Source organism: Sphingomonas sp. (assembly GCF_017304615.1).
In the GTDB taxonomy this organism is placed as follows: domain Bacteria; phylum Pseudomonadota; class Alphaproteobacteria; order Sphingomonadales; family Sphingomonadaceae; genus Sphingomonas.
The window spans coordinates 232,445-247,496 of sequence record NZ_JAFKLZ010000001.1; the positions used below are offsets into that span (position 1 = coordinate 232,445).

At 65.7% G+C, this 15,052-nt stretch carries 14 protein-coding genes; 8 read left to right on the forward strand and 6 right to left on the reverse strand.

What is annotated here, in order from left to right; translation table 11 throughout:
- The first annotated feature begins 50 nt into the window (after positions 1 to 50).
- Entirely contained in the window at positions 51 to 1,142 is a 1,092-nt protein-coding gene (locus J0J06_RS01225; protein WP_294039540.1) for a GNAT family N-acetyltransferase, read from the forward strand.
- Here the strand turns inward: J0J06_RS01225 and J0J06_RS01230 are convergent.
- Entirely contained in the window at positions 1,111 to 1,938 is an 828-nt protein-coding gene (locus tag J0J06_RS01230) for a ParB N-terminal domain-containing protein (RefSeq protein ID WP_294039541.1), read from the reverse strand. The genes J0J06_RS01225 and J0J06_RS01230 overlap by 32 nt on opposite strands.
- 154 nt (positions 1,939 to 2,092) lie before the next feature.
- Here J0J06_RS01230 and J0J06_RS01235 point away from each other — a divergent pair, with 154 nt between their 5' ends.
- From J0J06_RS01235 to J0J06_RS01250, 4 genes are all read left to right on the forward strand, one after another.
- Positions 2,093 to 2,545: a MarR family winged helix-turn-helix transcriptional regulator gene (locus J0J06_RS01235; protein ID WP_294039542.1), complete on the forward strand. Its 453-nt coding sequence runs from the start codon at positions 2,093 to 2,095 to the stop codon at positions 2,543 to 2,545.
- Positions 2,538 to 3,626: an HlyD family secretion protein gene (locus J0J06_RS01240; protein WP_294039543.1), complete on the forward strand. Its 1,089-nt coding sequence runs from the start codon at positions 2,538 to 2,540 to the stop codon at positions 3,624 to 3,626. Before J0J06_RS01235 ends, J0J06_RS01240 begins: the two co-directional genes overlap by 8 nt.
- Positions 3,619 to 5,190, forward strand: coding sequence for a DHA2 family efflux MFS transporter permease subunit (locus J0J06_RS01245; protein WP_294039544.1), 1,572 nt, complete (start codon positions 3,619 to 3,621; stop codon positions 5,188 to 5,190). The genes J0J06_RS01240 and J0J06_RS01245 overlap by 8 nt, the downstream gene beginning before the upstream one ends.
- A gap of 80 nt (positions 5,191 to 5,270) precedes the next feature.
- Entirely contained in the window at positions 5,271 to 6,494 is a 1,224-nt protein-coding gene (locus J0J06_RS01250; RefSeq protein ID WP_294039545.1) for an FAD-dependent oxidoreductase, read from the forward strand.
- 37 nt (positions 6,495 to 6,531) lie between these two features.
- On the opposite strand, the gene trmB is transcribed toward J0J06_RS01250, so the two are convergent.
- Positions 6,532 to 7,212, reverse strand: a complete 681-nt coding sequence (gene trmB / locus J0J06_RS01255; RefSeq protein WP_294039546.1) for a tRNA (guanosine(46)-N7)-methyltransferase TrmB — start codon at positions 7,210 to 7,212, stop codon at positions 6,532 to 6,534.
- Between the two features lie 186 nt (positions 7,213 to 7,398).
- Here trmB and J0J06_RS01260 point away from each other — a divergent pair, with 186 nt between their 5' ends.
- Together J0J06_RS01260 and J0J06_RS01265 are read left to right on the forward strand one after the other, a co-directional pair.
- Positions 7,399 to 8,406 (forward strand): bifunctional 2-polyprenyl-6-hydroxyphenol methylase/3-demethylubiquinol 3-O-methyltransferase UbiG, encoded by a 1,008-nt coding sequence (locus tag J0J06_RS01260; protein ID WP_294039547.1) that lies wholly within the window; start codon positions 7,399 to 7,401, stop codon positions 8,404 to 8,406.
- A 206-nt stretch (positions 8,407 to 8,612) separates the two neighbouring features.
- Entirely contained in the window at positions 8,613 to 9,488 is an 876-nt protein-coding gene (locus tag J0J06_RS01265; protein WP_294039548.1) for an alpha/beta hydrolase, read from the forward strand.
- Positions 9,489 to 9,569: 81 nt separating this feature from the next.
- Here the strand turns inward: J0J06_RS01265 and metK are convergent, their stop codons facing one another.
- On the reverse strand, positions 9,570 to 10,778 hold the full coding sequence (gene metK / locus J0J06_RS01270) for a methionine adenosyltransferase (protein WP_294039549.1): 1,209 nt from the start codon (positions 10,776 to 10,778) through the stop codon (positions 9,570 to 9,572).
- Between the two features lie 81 nt (positions 10,779 to 10,859).
- On the reverse strand, positions 10,860 to 12,431 hold the full coding sequence (lnt, locus tag J0J06_RS01275; RefSeq protein WP_366931187.1) for an apolipoprotein N-acyltransferase: 1,572 nt from the start codon (positions 12,429 to 12,431) through the stop codon (positions 10,860 to 10,862).
- Between the two features lie 137 nt (positions 12,432 to 12,568).
- On the opposite strand from lnt, the gene J0J06_RS01280 reads away from it, so the two are divergent.
- The gene (locus J0J06_RS01280; protein WP_294039551.1) at positions 12,569 to 12,985 is read left to right on the forward strand and encodes a VOC family protein; all 417 of its coding nucleotides are present in this window, start codon (positions 12,569 to 12,571) and stop codon (positions 12,983 to 12,985) included.
- Here J0J06_RS01280 and J0J06_RS01285 read toward each other — a convergent pair.
- Together J0J06_RS01285 and J0J06_RS01290 are read right to left on the reverse strand one after the other, a co-directional pair.
- On the reverse strand, positions 12,982 to 13,476 hold the full coding sequence (locus tag J0J06_RS01285) for a helix-turn-helix domain-containing protein (protein WP_294039552.1): 495 nt from the start codon (positions 13,474 to 13,476) through the stop codon (positions 12,982 to 12,984). The two genes, J0J06_RS01280 and J0J06_RS01285, sit on opposite strands and share 4 nt — an antisense overlap.
- A 240-nt stretch (positions 13,477 to 13,716) precedes the next feature.
- Positions 13,717 to 15,042 (reverse strand): sorbosone dehydrogenase family protein, encoded by a 1,326-nt coding sequence (locus tag J0J06_RS01290; protein WP_294039553.1) that lies wholly within the window; start codon positions 15,040 to 15,042, stop codon positions 13,717 to 13,719.
- Between the last annotated feature and the right edge of the window lie 10 nt (positions 15,043 to 15,052).

The window sequence follows — 15,052 nt, forward strand, 5'->3', positions numbered from 1 at the left end:
AGGGAAGTCATCACTGCTTGGTAACGCCTGTCGTCTAGAGCAAGCGCGCGATGACCAAGCCCATGCTGCTTTCAGAGTTCACCCGACTGCCGGCCGCGACGCGCGCGGCGGCGTTCGAAGGGCTGTCGGCGCTGATCGACACCGTCGCCGACGCCGCGCCGGAGAGTCATCGCTTCCTGCGCTATCAATGGTTCGCCGCCGCGACCGCCGCCTACGGCCTGCGCGCGCGGACTTTGGTGGTCGAGCATGACGGCGATCCGGTGATCGCGCTCCCGTTCGCGAGTTTCGGCCCGACCCCGGCGCGGCTGGCGATGGTGCCCGGATGCTACTGGCCGTTTCGCGGCTTTCCCGCCGCCGAACATGCCGAGCCCGCCGCGTTCGACGCGCTGGTCGATCGGCTGGGGCAGCAGGTCAACGGCCTGCGGATCGGGCCGAGTTATGACGGCGATCCCGCAACGACCGCGCTGATAGCAGCGGCGAAGCGGCGCGGCTGGGTGGTGCTCGATCGCTTCGTCGCCGACAGCTACGCGCTCGACATGGTCGCGGCGCAGGCCGGGGAGGGCGGCTGGCCCCGCAATTCGACGCTGAAGAAGAATCGGTTCCACGAAAAGCACCTTGCCGAGCACGGCGAGCTTGCCTGGACGTTCCTGTCGGGGGCCGACTTGCTCGCGGGCGGGTTCGATCTGCTCGCAAAAATCGAGGAAAAGAGCTGGATCGCCGACCGCACCGACGGCAGCGACGCGAAGTTCACGAAGCACGGTCATGGCGCGTTCTGGCGACAGGCAGCGGGCGATCCGGTGGTGGCGGGCATGATGTGGGCGGCGTTGCTGACGGTCGATGGCGAACCCGCGGCTTTCTCGTTCGATTTGAACGTCGGCCGTCTCAAATATGCGATCGCCAACAGCTACGATCCCGCGTTCGCCAGGCATTCGCCGGGCAAATTGCTCTATTATCGCAATCTCTCTCGCGCACTCGACGATGGTATGACGACGGTCGATTGGGGTGCGGGCGATAGCGGTTACAAGCGTGTCATCGGCGCGGAGAAGGGCCCGGCGATTCGCGACTGGCTGTTGCTGCGGCCCGGCGCGCCCGCGTTGCTGGGCCAGGTGCTCAAGGGGATGTGGCGGCGGTCGGGTCAGTAGCCCACGTCACGGCGATGCCGTCCTCCGCGGCGCCATCGATCATCGCTTTCACGACGCGGGCGAGCGTTTCTGGCGGGAGTTGGTCCTCTGCGCCGATCCGGAACGTCACGCCGTTCGCGCTCGCATCGACGATGCTCAGCGACACATCGAGCGGCGGCGGCGCGTCCGCCAGGCCGACAGCATCGATCAGCCGCATTACCTCGCCCGCCGGATAGGGCGGCAAGCCGTCGCTCCGCCGCGCATCCTGCGCGCGGGCGATCTGGCGGGCGGTCGCGAGGATGGCGGGGGCCAGCGGGCCGTCGAGCCGCTCCGCCAGATCGGCGGCGACGTCGGCGGGAAGGGCCTCACCGCCGAGCGCGGCGACGATCGGTTCGGGCAATACCGGCTGTAGCAGTGCGGGCGCTTCGGTCGCCAGCTGCCCCGCGCCGTCGTCATCGACCAGTTCGACCCGCACCAGCAGATCGAGGTGCGGAATCGCGACGTCGCGCAAATGACGCACCGCGACCCAGTCGCGCGCGCCGGCGATCACCTCATATTCGAACAGGGCGTCGTCGAACACGGGACGCACCGTTACCGGCTCGCGCTGCCCTTCACGCGCGATCACCGTGATGCGATCGCGACATTCCTCGGGGGTTGGCCCCTGCAGACCGCTCCACAGCCGGACGCGCGCCGGATCGACGCGAAACGAACCCGGCGGGTCGGCGGTTGGGACAGCCTCTTCCTCGTCGTCCTGGCGGCGGGACATGGAGCGCAGCAGGCTGGCGAAGCTGGGCTTGCTGCTGCGGGGCGCGGTCATGGCGTCAGTGTATGCGGCATTCACGCGTGGCGGTAGCGAAAATGCGCGTGTTCGCGTGTCTCCAATCGGCCCGGACGTTCAACTTTTATGTTGCACCGCAAAATAATTGGGGTAGAGGCTTTAACATATAAGCAGGCTTATTATATTGACGGTCATGAGCGACTCACTCGGTTTCCTGATCAGCGACGTATCGCGTTTGCTCCGCCGCCGGTTCGACGAGCGCGCGCGGCAGATCGGGGCGACGCGCGCGCAATGGCGCACCCTGACGGTGCTCAACCGCAGCGAAGGCATCAATCAGGGCGCGCTGGCCGAGTTGCTGGATGTCGAGCCGATCACGGCATGCCGGATGATAGACCGGCTGGAGGAGTCCGGGCTGGTCGAGCGTCGCCGCGATCCCGCCGATCGGCGCGCTTGGTTGTTGTTCCTGACCGACAAATCGCGGCCGATGCTCGACGATCTCCGCGACATGGGCGGCGATTTGATCGACCAGGCGTTGGTGGGAATGCCGCCCCCGGCGCGAGAGGCGTTGAACGATTCCCTCGATTTGATTCGCGCGAACCTGCTCGCGCTTCCCGCTCCCCGCACGACCGAGACCGCCCATGGCTGACGCCGATCCCAAGATTAAACCAGTGGCCGACCAGGTCGCCGCGGCCAACGTCATCGAAAGCGTCGAGGCGCCCGCGCCCAAGCAGCGGCGCTGGGGCCGGATCGGCCTGATGGCGATCGTGCCGCTGCTGATTGCGGCGGTCGCGGGCTATTTCTACCTGACCGGCGGCCGCTACGAATCGACCGACAACGCCTATGTCGAACAGGACACAGTCTCGATCAGCCCCGACGTGTCGGGCCGCATCGTCGAAGTCCGCGTTCGCGAGAACCAGCCGGTCAAGGCGGGCGACATCCTGTTCGTGATCGACCCCGAACCGTATCGCATCGCGCTCGAACAAGCCAACGCAGCGATCGCGAGCGCGCGAGTCAACGTCTCGACCATGGCGACGGACACCGGCGGCGCCGCGGCTGATGTCGAAAGCGCCAATGCCGACATCGCGCTGGCGCAGGCGACGTGGGAGCGGCAGAACGCGCTGTGGAAGAAGGGCTTCACCACGAAGGCGTCGCTCGACGCCGCGCAGCATGAGGTGCTCGCCGCGAAGGCGCGCCTCGCGACCGCGCGCGCCGCAGTGGAAAAGGCGAAGGTCCAGCTGGGATCGGGCGTCGCCGGGTCGGGCGTTCCCGCCGCCGTCCAGGCCGCGATGGCCGAGCGCGACAAGGCCGCGCTCAACCTGGCGCGCACCGTGGTCCGCGCGCCGCATGACGGCATCATCACCCAGACCAGCCGGTTGCAGGTCGGCAACATCACCCCATCGGGCGTTCCCGCGCTCAGCCTGGTCGTGACCTCGCCCTGGGTGACGGCGAACTTCAAGGAAACACAGCTCGCCAACATGCGCGTCGGCCAGCCGGTCGAGTTGAAGTTCGACGCCTATCCCGGCGTGAAACTGTGCGGCAAGGTGCAGAGCATCGGTGCGGGCACCGGATCGTCGGCGTCGATCCTGCCGGCGCAGAACGCGACCGGCAATTGGGTCAAGGTGACCCAGCGCGTGCCGGTTCGCATCTCGATCGCCTGCAAGACGGACCGCGCGTTGATCACCGGCCTGTCGACCGACGTCAGCGTCGATACCAAGCCCAATGGCTAGCGCGGCCGCTCCCGCACGGTCGGGAGCGGCGGCAGCGCAACCGGCGCTCAGCAAGCCGCTGCTCGCAACGTCGAACCGTCCGCTCCTCACTATCGGCGTGATGGGCGCGATGGTGATGCAGATCCTCGACACGACGATCGCCAACGTCGCGCTGCCGCACATGACGGCGGAATTGGGCGCGACCAACGACACGATTACCTGGGTTCTGACCAGCTATATCGTGGCGACCGCGATCGCGTTGCCGGCGACCGGCTGGCTGAGCGATCGGCTGGGCAGCCGCAACCTGTTCCTGATCGCGGTCGGCGGTTTTATCGCCGCCTCCGCTTTGTGCGGGACGGCGGTCAATCTGGGCGAGATGGTGATGTTCCGCGCGCTCCAGGGGATTTTCGCGGCGTTCATCAACCCGCTGTCGCAAACCGCGATGATCGACATCAACCCGAAGGAGCGCCAGGCGCAGGCGATGTCGGTATGGGGGATGGGCGTGATGGTCGGCCCGATCCTGGGCCCGGTGTTGGGCGGCTATCTGACCGACAATTTCAACTGGCGCTGGGTATTCTACGTCAACGTGCCGGTCGGCGCGCTGACCTTCGCGATCCTGTGGTTCCTGCTCCCGTCGCGCCCGAAGGCGGAGCGGAGTTTCGACTTTACCGGCTTCGTCTTTGTCGGGCTTGCCGTGTCGAGTTTTCAGCTGATGCTCGACCGCGGCCAGAGCCAGGACTGGTTCTCGAGCTGGGAAATCATCATCGAGGGGCTGATCGCCATCGCCTCTCTATGGGTGGCGGTGGTGCATTTCGCGACCGCCGAAAAGCCGCTGTTCGACCGCCATCTGTTCAAGAATCGCAACCTGGTCATGGGCATGGTGTTCATGGTCATCATCGGCATTTCGACGATGGCGCCGATGGCGCTGCTGCCGTCCATGCTGCAGCAATTGTTCGGCTATTCGGTCGTGCAGACCGGCGAGATGATGGCGCCGCGTGGCGTCGGCGTGCTGTTCACGATGTGGCTCGCGGGCCGCCTGCTCGGCAAGGTCGATACGCGCGCGGTGATCGCGATCGGACTGATCCTGTTCGGCTGGTCGTTGCACATGATGGCGACCTGGTCGCTGGAAATGGATTTCTGGCCGGTCATCATTTCCGGCTTCGTCCAGGGGCTGGGCATGGGACTGGTGTTTATGCCGCTCAACAGCCTCGCCTTCGCGACGCTGGAGGCGCACTTCCGGACCGACGGGTCAAGCCTGCTCAACCTGATGCGGTCGATCGGTCAATCGGCGGGCATCTCCATGGTTACCGTGTTGCTCGCGCGCAATATTCAGGTGAGCCACGCCGACCTTGCCCAGCATGTAACCGACAAGATGGTCCCCGGCCTCAATCTGACGCAGATCTTTCAGTTCGGCATCGTGTCCGACGCTGTGTTCGAAATGATGGACGGGATGATCAACAAGCAAGCGGCGATGATCGCCTATATCGACGATTTCTACCTGATGATGTGGATCACGATCGGCGTGCTGCCGCTGGTGCTGCTGCTCAAGAAGCCGGCCAAGATCGAAGTGGTCCACGCGGAATAAATCGTGTCATGTGCGCGTGATTTCCGCGTCGGCGCCTCCATCGCGTCGTGCTGGCGGGTCGCGGGTGGGAGAGTGGTCGCGTGACGCAACACTATGATGTCCTGATCGTGGGCGCCGGGCATGGCGGGGCGCAGGCCGCGATCGCGCTGCGCCAGGCGAAATATGCGGGGTCGATCGCGGTCGTCGGCGACGAGCCGGACTTGCCCTATGAACGGCCGCCGCTGTCGAAGGACTATCTGTCGGGCGACAAGACGTTCGAGCGTATCCTGATCCGGCCGGACGCCTTCTGGCGCGAGCGAGACGTCGCGATGCTGCTCGGCCAGCGCGTCACCGCGGTCGATGCAGCGGCGCATCGTGTCTCGACCGATACGGGGGTCGAGGTCGGCTATGGCGCGATGATCTGGGCTACGGGTGGCCGTGCGCGGCGACTGAGCTGCGAAGGTCACGACCTGATCGGCGTGCATACCGTGCGGACTCGCGCCGACGCCGATCGGCTGCGCGCCGAGCTGGCGACGGTCGATCGGGTGGTCGTGGTGGGCGGGGGCTATATCGGGCTGGAAGCGGCGGCGGTGCTGCGCAAGTTCGGCAAGCATGTCACCGTCGTCGAAGCGCTCGATCGCGTCCTCTCGCGGGTCGCCGGCGAGACGCTGTCGCGCTTCTACGAAGCCGAGCATCGCGGGCAGGGCGTGGAAATCCTGCTCGGCACCCAGGTCGACGGCATCGTCGGAACGGACGGACGCGTGTCCGGCGTCAGGCTGAGCGACGGCACGATCCTGCCGTGCGAAACGGTGGTGGTGGGGATCGGCATCGTTCCCGAGGTCGCGCCGTTACTGGCGGCTGGTGCTGCAGGCGGCAATGGTGTGCGGGTGGACGAATATTGCCGGACCAGCCTGCCCGATATTTTCGCGATCGGCGATTGCGCGTTGCACGCCAACGCATTTGCCGACGGCGCCGAGATCCGGCTCGAGTCGGTGCAGAACGCCAATGACCAAGCCACCGTAACGGCGAAGGCGATTACTGGCGCGGCCGTGCCATATCACGCGGTACCGTGGTTCTGGTCGAACCAGTACGACCTGCGGCTGCAGACCGTGGGACTATCGATCGGTCATGACGATGTCGTGGTGCGTGGCGACCCGGCGACGCGAAGCTTTTCGCTCATCTATCTGCGGCAGGGGCGGGTGATCGCGCTGGATTGCGTCAATGCGACCCGGGATTATGTCCAGGGCCGCGCGCTGGTGGTCGATGGCAAGACCCCCTCCCGAGCCGCGCTGGCGGCTACCGAGACGCCGTTGAAGGAGCTCTAATCATCGGGGTGTTCAGGCCTGCCCCATGGCGGGTGGGCTAAACGCGCCGGTACCGGAAATACCAGACCTCGTGCCCCTGCCGCCGCGCCTTGCGTTCGTAGCGGGTTTCGGGCCAGTCGGCGGGGCGCGTCAGGAAGTCGTTCGCGTCGCGCGCCAGCCACGCGAAATCGCGCCGCCGGTTCATCACCATCATCGACCAGCGGCAATAGGTGGGGTCGTCCGTGCCCAGCCGGAACTCGCCGCCGGGTTTCAGCTTGGCGGCGATCAGGTCGAGCGGACCGTCATTGACCATGCGCCGCTTGGCGTGGCGCGCCTTTCGCCAGGGATCGGGGTGGAGCAGATAGACGCGATCCAGGCTGGCGTCGGGCAGCCGCTCCACGACGTCGAGCGCGTCGCCCATGTGCAGGCGGACGTTGCCCAGTCCTTCATCGCGGACATGGTTGAGCGCGCCGACCACGCCGTTCAGGAACGGCTCGCAGCCGATAAAGCCATGATCGGGCCGCGCCGCCGCTTGCCCCGCCAGATGCTCGCCCGCGCCGAAGCCGATCTCGAGTTCAAGCGGCCGGTCATCGCCGAACAGGATGCGGGAATCGAGCGGTCCGGTGTCGGGCACGCTGATCCGGGGCAGCAATTCCTCGACCAGCGCCGACTGGCCCTGACGCAGCTTGTGCCCCTGTCGGCGTCCGTACAGCCGGCGGATCGTGATCGGGTCGTTCATCGCGCTTCCTTAGGACAAGGAGCGTGCCGTGCAATCTGTCGCGACTGGCGTTTATTGGCACAGATCGCCCGGCTGCGACCGTGAAAACCACTATCAATCGATGGCCCACGACAATAGCGTGCCAATTCGTTGGCTGTTCACGTCGCCGTGATCGGCCGACCGACGATCGAGCACTTGGGGGGTTAAGTGACTGGCATTTCGACCGGCGAACTTGCGTCGCGCATCATCGATTACAGCAACGGGTCGGACCATCCCGACCTTCTCGTCTATCGCCGCGACATCGAGAGCCACAATTGGGAGCGGTTCGGCTGGTGGATCCGGCTGATCGCGGGGCTCGGCAATTTCTATGGCGACAAGCGCATCCTGGAAATCGGGTGCGGGTTCGGGTGGGAAGCCGCCGCGCTATCGCTCGAAACTGGCGCGACGGTGGTGGCGATGGACATCCTGCCGTCGATGATCGACGGCGTGCAGCAATGCCTCGACGCCGCGAAGGCGCGCGGCGAGACGCTCAAGGTCGAGGCATTGGTCGGCGACGTGTGCACGGTCGATCTGCCTCCTGCATCGTTCGACGGCATGTTCAGCAGCGAGGCGGTCGAGCATGTCCACAGCCTGGAGCTGATGTACGACCGCTGCTTCACCTTGCTGAAGCCGGGCGGGCGCTTGGTCATCGCCAACGACAGCAACGCCTATAACGACGAGTTCCGGACGCGGAACATGGCGATGTGGCCGGAGCGCGACGAATCGTGGGAACATGCCGAATGGCTCGCGACCGAGGTTCGCCCGGTCGAGCATGCCGGGACGAAACCGTACGGCGCGATGCGCGAGGAGATGATCCGCGCGGTCCAGCCACAACTGTCCGGCGAGGACATGAAGAAGCTGGTCCATGCGACCGCCGGGCTGGTCAAGCCGGAGGTCGAGGCCGCCGCCGCGAAGTTCGTCGCCGACGGCACGCTGCCGGTGCGGCCCGAACTGTCATGGTGCCGCAATCCGGAAACGGGCGAATATGCCGAACGCCTGCTCGATCCGTTCGAGATGGTCGATGGCCTGAAGAAGGCCGGGTTCAAGGTCGGCATCCAGCATTCGTTCCGCCGCTTTCCGCTGACCTGGCTGAACCACATGCCGATCCGTGCGGTCAGCAAGCTGATCTTCCGCAGGAAGGCGCTGTTCCTGATTGTCGCGGAGAAGCCGGCCTAAGGACGGGCGGGCGCCGGGCCACGTTCAGCCGTGTGTCAAATCGCGCGCGCCGTTGCTGACGGGCAGCGCCCAGGGTGTTACGCTCCGGCCCGTCCCGTGACCGAGTCGAACAGGTTCCCGGACGATCAGCTTACCTGCTTTTTGGCTTCGCGCGTGACGACGGCGCCGGTCCTGCTGGCCGGTAGAATTGGCTAGGGATGCCCCCCATGACGCACATCACGACCCAAGACGGCACCACGATCTTCTACAAGGACTGGGGGCCGCGCGACGCGCAGCCGATCATGTTCCACCACGGCTGGCCGCTGAGCGCCGACGATTGGGACAGCCAGATGCTGTTCTTTCTGGCCGAAGGATTTCGTGTGATCGCGCATGATCGGCGCGGCCATGGCCGATCGACCCAGACGAGCGACGGCAATGAGATGGACACCTATGTCGCCGACGTCGCCGAACTGACCGCCGCGCTCGACTTGCGGAACGCGATCCATATCGGTCATTCGACCGGCGGCGGCGAAGTCGCGCGCTATGTCGCCCGCGCGGCACCGGGGCGCGTTACGAAGGCGATCCTGGTCGATGCCGTGCCGCCGGTGATGGTCAAGAAGGAGTCGAACCCCGGCGGGCTGCCCATCGAGGTGTTCGACCAGTTCCGCGCCGCGCTGGCCGCGAACCGCGCGCAATTCTACCTCGATGTCGCGAGCGGGCCGTTCTACGGCTTCAACCGGCCGGGCGCGAAGGTATCGCAGGGCCTCATCCAGAATTGGTGGCGACAGGGCATGATGGGCAGCGCCAAAGGGCATTACGAGTGCATCAAGGCGTTTTCGGAAACCGACTTTACCGAGGATCTGAAGGCGATCGACGTGCCCGTTCTGGTGATCCACAGCGAGGACGACCAGATCGTGCCCTATGCCGATGCGGGGCCGCTGACGGTCAAACTGCTGAAGAACGGCACGCTGAAGACCTACAAGGATTTGCCGCACGGCCTGTTGTCGACGCATCCCGAGATCCTCAATCCCGACATGCTCGCGTTCATCCGCGGGACGGAAGCGGGCGAGGAAAACCTGATCGTCAACGCCATTCCGGCGTAATTCGTTCGAGTCTGGCTCTGACAAAAGAAAAGGGCCGGGGGAAACCCCGGCCCTTCCTATTTCAAACGCGTCGGCGCGTCCTTAGGCCAGCGCCGCCTTCAGATCAGCGACCAGATCGGTGCGCTCCCACGGGAAGAAGTCGCCTTCCGCCTTGCGGCCGAAGTGACCGTATGCCGCGGTCTTCGCGTAGATCGGCTTGTTGAGGCCGAGGTGCGTGCGGATGCCGCGCGGCGTCAGGCCGCCGAGCTTTTCGATCTTGCCGATCGCTGCTTCGAGCTTGTCGTCGCCGACCGTGCCGGTGCCGTGCGTGTCGACATAGAGCGACAGCGGCTTCGACACGCCGATCGCATAAGCAAGCTGGATCGTGCAGCGCTGGGCGAGACCCGCGGCCACGATGTTCTTCGCCAGATAGCGCGTGATGTAGGCGGCCGAGCGGTCGACCTTGGTCGGGTCCTTGCCGCTGAACGCGCCGCCGCCGTGGGGGGCAGCACCACCGTACGTGTCGACGATGATCTTGCGGCCGGTGAGGCCAGCGTCGCCGTCCGGCCCGCCGATCTCGAAGCTGCCGGTCGGGTTGATGTGATAGACGGTCTCGGCGCTCAGCAGGTGGGCCGGGATCACCTGGGCGATCACGTCCTTCACGTACGCGTGAAGCTCGGCTTCCTTTTCGCCCTGGTCATAGCCTTTGCCGTGCTGGGTCGAGACGACGACCGCGGTGCAGGCGACGGGGACGCTGCCTTCGTAGCGGAGCGTCACCTGGCTCTTGGTGTCGGGCTCGAGGAACGGGGCCTTGCCGCTGTGGCGGTCGGCGGCCATCTGCTCGAGGATCTTGTGGCTGTAATAGAGCGTCGCCGGCATCAGGTCCGGCGTGTCGTTGGCGGCATAGCCGAACATGATGCCCTGATCGCCCGCGCCCTCGTCCTTGTTGCCCGAGGCATCGACGCCCTGCGCGATGTGCGCCGACTGGCCGTGCAGGTTGTTTTCGAAGCGCAGCGTCTGCCAGTGGAAGCCGTCCTGCTCGTAGCCGATCCGCTTGACGGTATCGCGCACGGTCTTTTCGATTTCCTCGAGCGCGCCGGGCGCCCAGGTCTCGTTCTCGTACACGCCCTTGCAGCGGATTTCACCCGCCAGCACGACGAGTTGCGTCGTGGTCAGCGTTTCGCACGCGATGCGCGCTTCGGGGTCCTTCGACAGGAACAGGTCGACGATGGCGTCGGAAATCTGGTCGGAAACCTTGTCCGGGTGGCCTTCGCTGACCGATTCGGACGTAAACAGGTAATTGGAACGCATGTATTTTTCCTCTTGGGATGCCAAGGAAAGCCGGGCCGTTGCCATGCCCATATAAAGCTTTCCTTATATGTCGTCGGCGTCCTAGCGGCGGCGGCGGCGAATGGCAATCGCGATCAGCGTTAACGCGGCTGCGATCAGCGCAACTATCCAGTTGCCGATCCGGCTGAACGGGGTGGGAGCGAGGCGCGGCGGGATTGGCGCTTCGATCGCGCCGGTCCGGTGCATCGGGATCGAGGCGATGATGCGGCCGTCGGCGGCGATGATGGCGGAGATGCCGGTCGGGGTGGAGCGGACGACCGGCAACCCTTCCTCGATCGCGCGAAGCTGTGCCTGTCCAAGATGCGCCGGCGGGCCGAGGTCTCCGAACCACGCGTCGTTCGACGGGTTGAACAGGAAATCAGGGCGGTCGGCGGGATCGACCGTCGCGCCGGAGAAGATCACCTCGTAACAGATCAGCATCCCGACCTTGCCGAAGCCTGGCACGTTCATCGTGCGCGGGCCGGGACCGGGGATGAAGTCGACGTCGCCGGGGACGAGGCGCTGCAGGCCGAGCGCGGTGAGGAGAGGGCGCATCGGCAGATACTCGCCGAACGGGACGAGGTGTGCCTTGTCGTAGCGCCCGTGCACGCGCGCGTCCGGCCCCGCCAGCACGATCGAATTGGTCGCGGAGACCATTTCCTCGGACTTGTCGAACCGCATCGTCTGCGTGCCCGTCAGGATCGCATCCTGATCGCCGAGCAATGCCGCCATCCGAATCCGCGCGAGCTTCGCGCTGCCGAGATAGGCATAGACATAGGGTGGGTAGCCGTCCTCGACCGGGAAACGCACCGCGCCTTCTGGCCAGAAGATCAGGCGGGGCGGGGCGGCTGGATTGCTGCGGCGCGAGAGCTTGGCGAGCGCCTGGAAGTTGTTCTCCGCATAATCGTCGGTCGGGCGTTCTTCCTCGGGGAGGTTGGGCTGGACGACGCGGACCAGCCGCGCGCTTTCGGATTGGGGGACGCAGGTGGCGATTCGGCAGCGGTCCGTCGAGGCGAGGGTCATCGCGGTGAAGGCCGCCAGTCCGATCGCGGCGAACTTCCACTGCCGTTGCACAAGCAACATCAGCGCGCCTGCGGCGATCACGACCAGTCCCGACAGGGCATAGGTGCCGATCAGCCACGCCGACTGCGCCAGGTCGTGCGGCACCAGCACCAGCGACAGAGGGTCCCACGGATAGCCGGTGAACAGTGTCCCGCGCAGATACTCGCTGACCATCCACCCCGCGCCCGCGACCAGGACGAAGGCGGCGTCGCCGGCTGGGGCCGGATCGCCCTTCGCCGCAGGACTGGCGAACCGCCAGGCGAGACCTGCGGCGAGCATCGGATAGAGCGCGAGATAGAGCGACAGCACCAGCACCGCGACATAGCCGAGCCAGTGCGGCATCGCGTCCTGATATTCGAACGGCTGCTGGATCCACGCATTGGCGACGCAGAAATGGCCGACGCCGAACAGCCAGCCGATGCCGAGCGCGCGGCGCAGGCGGGGCGCTTCGTGGACGAGGTGCAGCCAGACCGCGAATGCGATCAGTGTGAGGGGCAGGGCGTTCCATGGCGAAAAGCCCAATGCTGACAGTGCCCCGAGGATGAGGGGGACTAGAGATCGAAGGCGGTTCAAGGCGCGGACTTTACCCAGTTCGTCGTGCCGGACTTGTTCCGGCATCCAAATCTCAACGAGCGATAGCGCTTGAGGCACTTTGGACCCCGGAACAAGTCCGGGGTGACGAACAAAGGGGTATGGAATACCTAAGCCGTATGACCCTCCGCCCGTTCCACCTCGCCTTTCCGGTTCACGATCTCGCCGCCGCTCGGGCGTTCTATGGCGATACGCTGGGCTGTCCCGAGGGACGGAGCAGTGACACCTGGATCGATTTCGACCTGTTCGGGCACCAGATCGTCGCGCATCTCGCCGCCGCGAAACCGGTGGCCGTCGAGAATGCGGTGGACGGCCATGACGTGCCGGTGCCGCATTTCGGGGTGGTGCTGACGATGGCGGATTGGCGGGCGCTGGCCGACCGCGTCGCCGCCGCCGGCATCGGGTTCGGGATCGAACCGCATATCCGCTTCGTGGGCCAGCCCGGCGAACAGGCGACGATGTTCTTCCGCGATCCCAGCGGCAACGCGCTGGAATTCAAGGCATTCGCCGACGACGCGCAATTGTTTGCGACCTAGCCGCCCGGCTTGACCTCGATCACCCCGGCGCGCAGCAACGCTTCGTTAGTCCGCGCGAATTCGGTCAGCAGCTTTTCCAGCAAAGGCTCGTACCCGCGATCCTGGATCGCCCCGGGCACGATCGTCACGCCGCCGCGCGGATCCTCGATCAGCAAGCCCTGATCGACCAATTGCCCGATATGCCGGCGGACGGTTTCGCGGGGCAGGCCCGTCGCCGCCGCGATCGCGCTGCGCGACATCGGCACCACCCATTCGCGCGGGAGCACCGCCGTCGCGACGAAGCCGTCGGGCACGTTGCGTTCCCGCATCAGCTTCTGGATGTTGCCGACGCAAACGGTGAGATAGATCAACAGTACCGACGGCCCCCTTTCCTCGTGCTCGGACAACATCCGATGCATCGACAGGAACAGGTTGAGCAGCGGAAACATCGCCGCGCGCCACTGTGTCGCCATCCGGTCTGGAACTGTCGTGACGCGATCGCCGGCGGCCATATGTCTTACTCCCGCCCCTGAGTGCCCATTTTGGGCAGGCCGGCTATTTTCGTCAACGCATTACTGACACGGATGTGTATAAGATCGTAAATCGATCGGAAAGAAGTGTGCGTCCGACGACGGTCAGCGCACGGACCCCTTCGGTGTCGTAACCCAAAGGTGGGCCGCGCAGTCGGGGGGGGCTGTCGCGGCCCGCCGTTTATCTGGCGTCGGTCGATCGCCCTGCGGCGCCGCGCAAACTTACTTCGAACTCACCCGCCAGATCACGTTGCCGACATCGTCCGCGACCAGCAGCGATCCCGTCGCGTCGAAGATGACCCCGACCGGCCGCCCGCGCGCATTGCCGTCCTGGTCGAGGAAACCGGTCAGCACGTCGACCGGCTTGACGTTGGGGATGGGGAATCCTTTCTCGCCGAACGGGATGTAGATGACCTTGTAGCCCGATACCGGCTGGCGGTTCCACGATCCATGCTGGCCGACGAACGCGCCGTTCATATATTGCCCGCCGAGCCGCGACTCCGCGGCGAAGACGAGGCCGAGCGACGCGGTGTGCGGGCCGAGCGCATAGTCGGGCCGTTTCGAATATTGCTGCAGCCCCGGATTTTCGGGCTTCACGCGGCGATCGGGATAGCCCCCCCAATAATACCACGGCCAGCCGAAATTATCCCCGGCCTCGACCGCGCTCATATAATCGGGCGGCCCGTCGGAGCCGAGCATGTCGCGCTCGTTGACCGTCACCCACAGCGCGTTGGTGTGCGGCTCCAGCGCGAGGCCGTTCGGGTTGCGCGTGCCCGCGGCATAGATGCGATAGCCCTTCTGGTCGGGATAGACTTGAAGGATGTTGGCGCGGCCGCGCTCCGCCGCCATGCCGTTTTCGGCGATGTTGCTGGACGATCCGACGGTCAGGTACAGGCTCTTGCCGTCCTCCGCGACGATGATGTTCCGCGCCCAGTGGTTGCCGCCGCCGGGATAGGTGACGATCGTTTCGGGCTTGGCGGTGATCTTCGTCTCGCCCGGTTTGAACGGGAAGCGCAGAAGCTTATCGGTGTCGGCGACGTAGAGATAGCCGTCGAGCAGCGCCATGCCGAACGGCGAATTGAGCCCGCTCAACAGCACCGACCGGCTTTCCGCCACGCCGTCGCCGTTCGCGTCGCGAAGCAGGGTGATGCGGTTGGCCGATGGCACGCCCGCGCCGCCCTTGTCCATCAGATAGGTCATCACCAGCCCGGTGATCCCGCCGCCTTCGCGCGGCGGCGAGTTGGTTTCGGCGACCAGCACGTCGCCATTGGGCAAGCGATACATCCAGCGCGGATGGTCGAGGCCCGCCGCGAAGGCCTTCACCGTCAGCCCGGCCGCGGGCGTCGGCGCTTCGCCGGCTTTCCAGCCGACCGCCTTGGCGACAGCGATGGTCGGCACGATCTGCGCGCGCGGCTGCTCGATCCGCGGCGTGCGCCCGCTGACCGCGGCGACGCTGAGCTGCGCCTGGTCCGGCTGGGCGAAATAGAGATACAGCCCGCCCAGCAACGCTAGGACGAGCGCGAGACCGATCAGGATTCGCTGGCGCATGGCGACAGGA

Bases quoted from the DNA above. Each gene is read 5' to 3' on its own strand.
- J0J06_RS01225 (WP_294039540.1), top strand. From the start codon at position 51: ATGACCAAGCCCATGCTGCTTTCAGAGTTCACCCGACTGCCGGCCGCG.
- J0J06_RS01230 (WP_294039541.1), bottom strand. From the start codon at position 1,938: ATGACCGCGCCCCGCAGCAGCAAGCCCAGCTTCGCCAGCCTGCTGCGC.
- J0J06_RS01235 (WP_294039542.1), top strand. From the start codon at position 2,093: ATGAGCGACTCACTCGGTTTCCTGATCAGCGACGTATCGCGTTTGCTC.
- J0J06_RS01240 (WP_294039543.1), top strand. From the start codon at position 2,538: ATGGCTGACGCCGATCCCAAGATTAAACCAGTGGCCGACCAGGTCGCC.
- J0J06_RS01245 (WP_294039544.1), top strand. From the start codon at position 3,619: ATGGCTAGCGCGGCCGCTCCCGCACGGTCGGGAGCGGCGGCAGCGCAA.
- trmB (WP_294039546.1), bottom strand. From the start codon at position 7,212: ATGAACGACCCGATCACGATCCGCCGGCTGTACGGACGCCGACAGGGG.
- J0J06_RS01265 (WP_294039548.1), top strand. From the start codon at position 8,613: ATGACGCACATCACGACCCAAGACGGCACCACGATCTTCTACAAGGAC.
- metK (WP_294039549.1), bottom strand. From the start codon at position 10,778: ATGCGTTCCAATTACCTGTTTACGTCCGAATCGGTCAGCGAAGGCCAC.
- J0J06_RS01280 (WP_294039551.1), top strand. From the start codon at position 12,569: ATGACCCTCCGCCCGTTCCACCTCGCCTTTCCGGTTCACGATCTCGCC.
- J0J06_RS01285 (WP_294039552.1), bottom strand. From the start codon at position 13,476: ATGGCCGCCGGCGATCGCGTCACGACAGTTCCAGACCGGATGGCGACA.
- J0J06_RS01290 (WP_294039553.1), bottom strand. From the start codon at position 15,042: ATGCGCCAGCGAATCCTGATCGGTCTCGCGCTCGTCCTAGCGTTGCTG.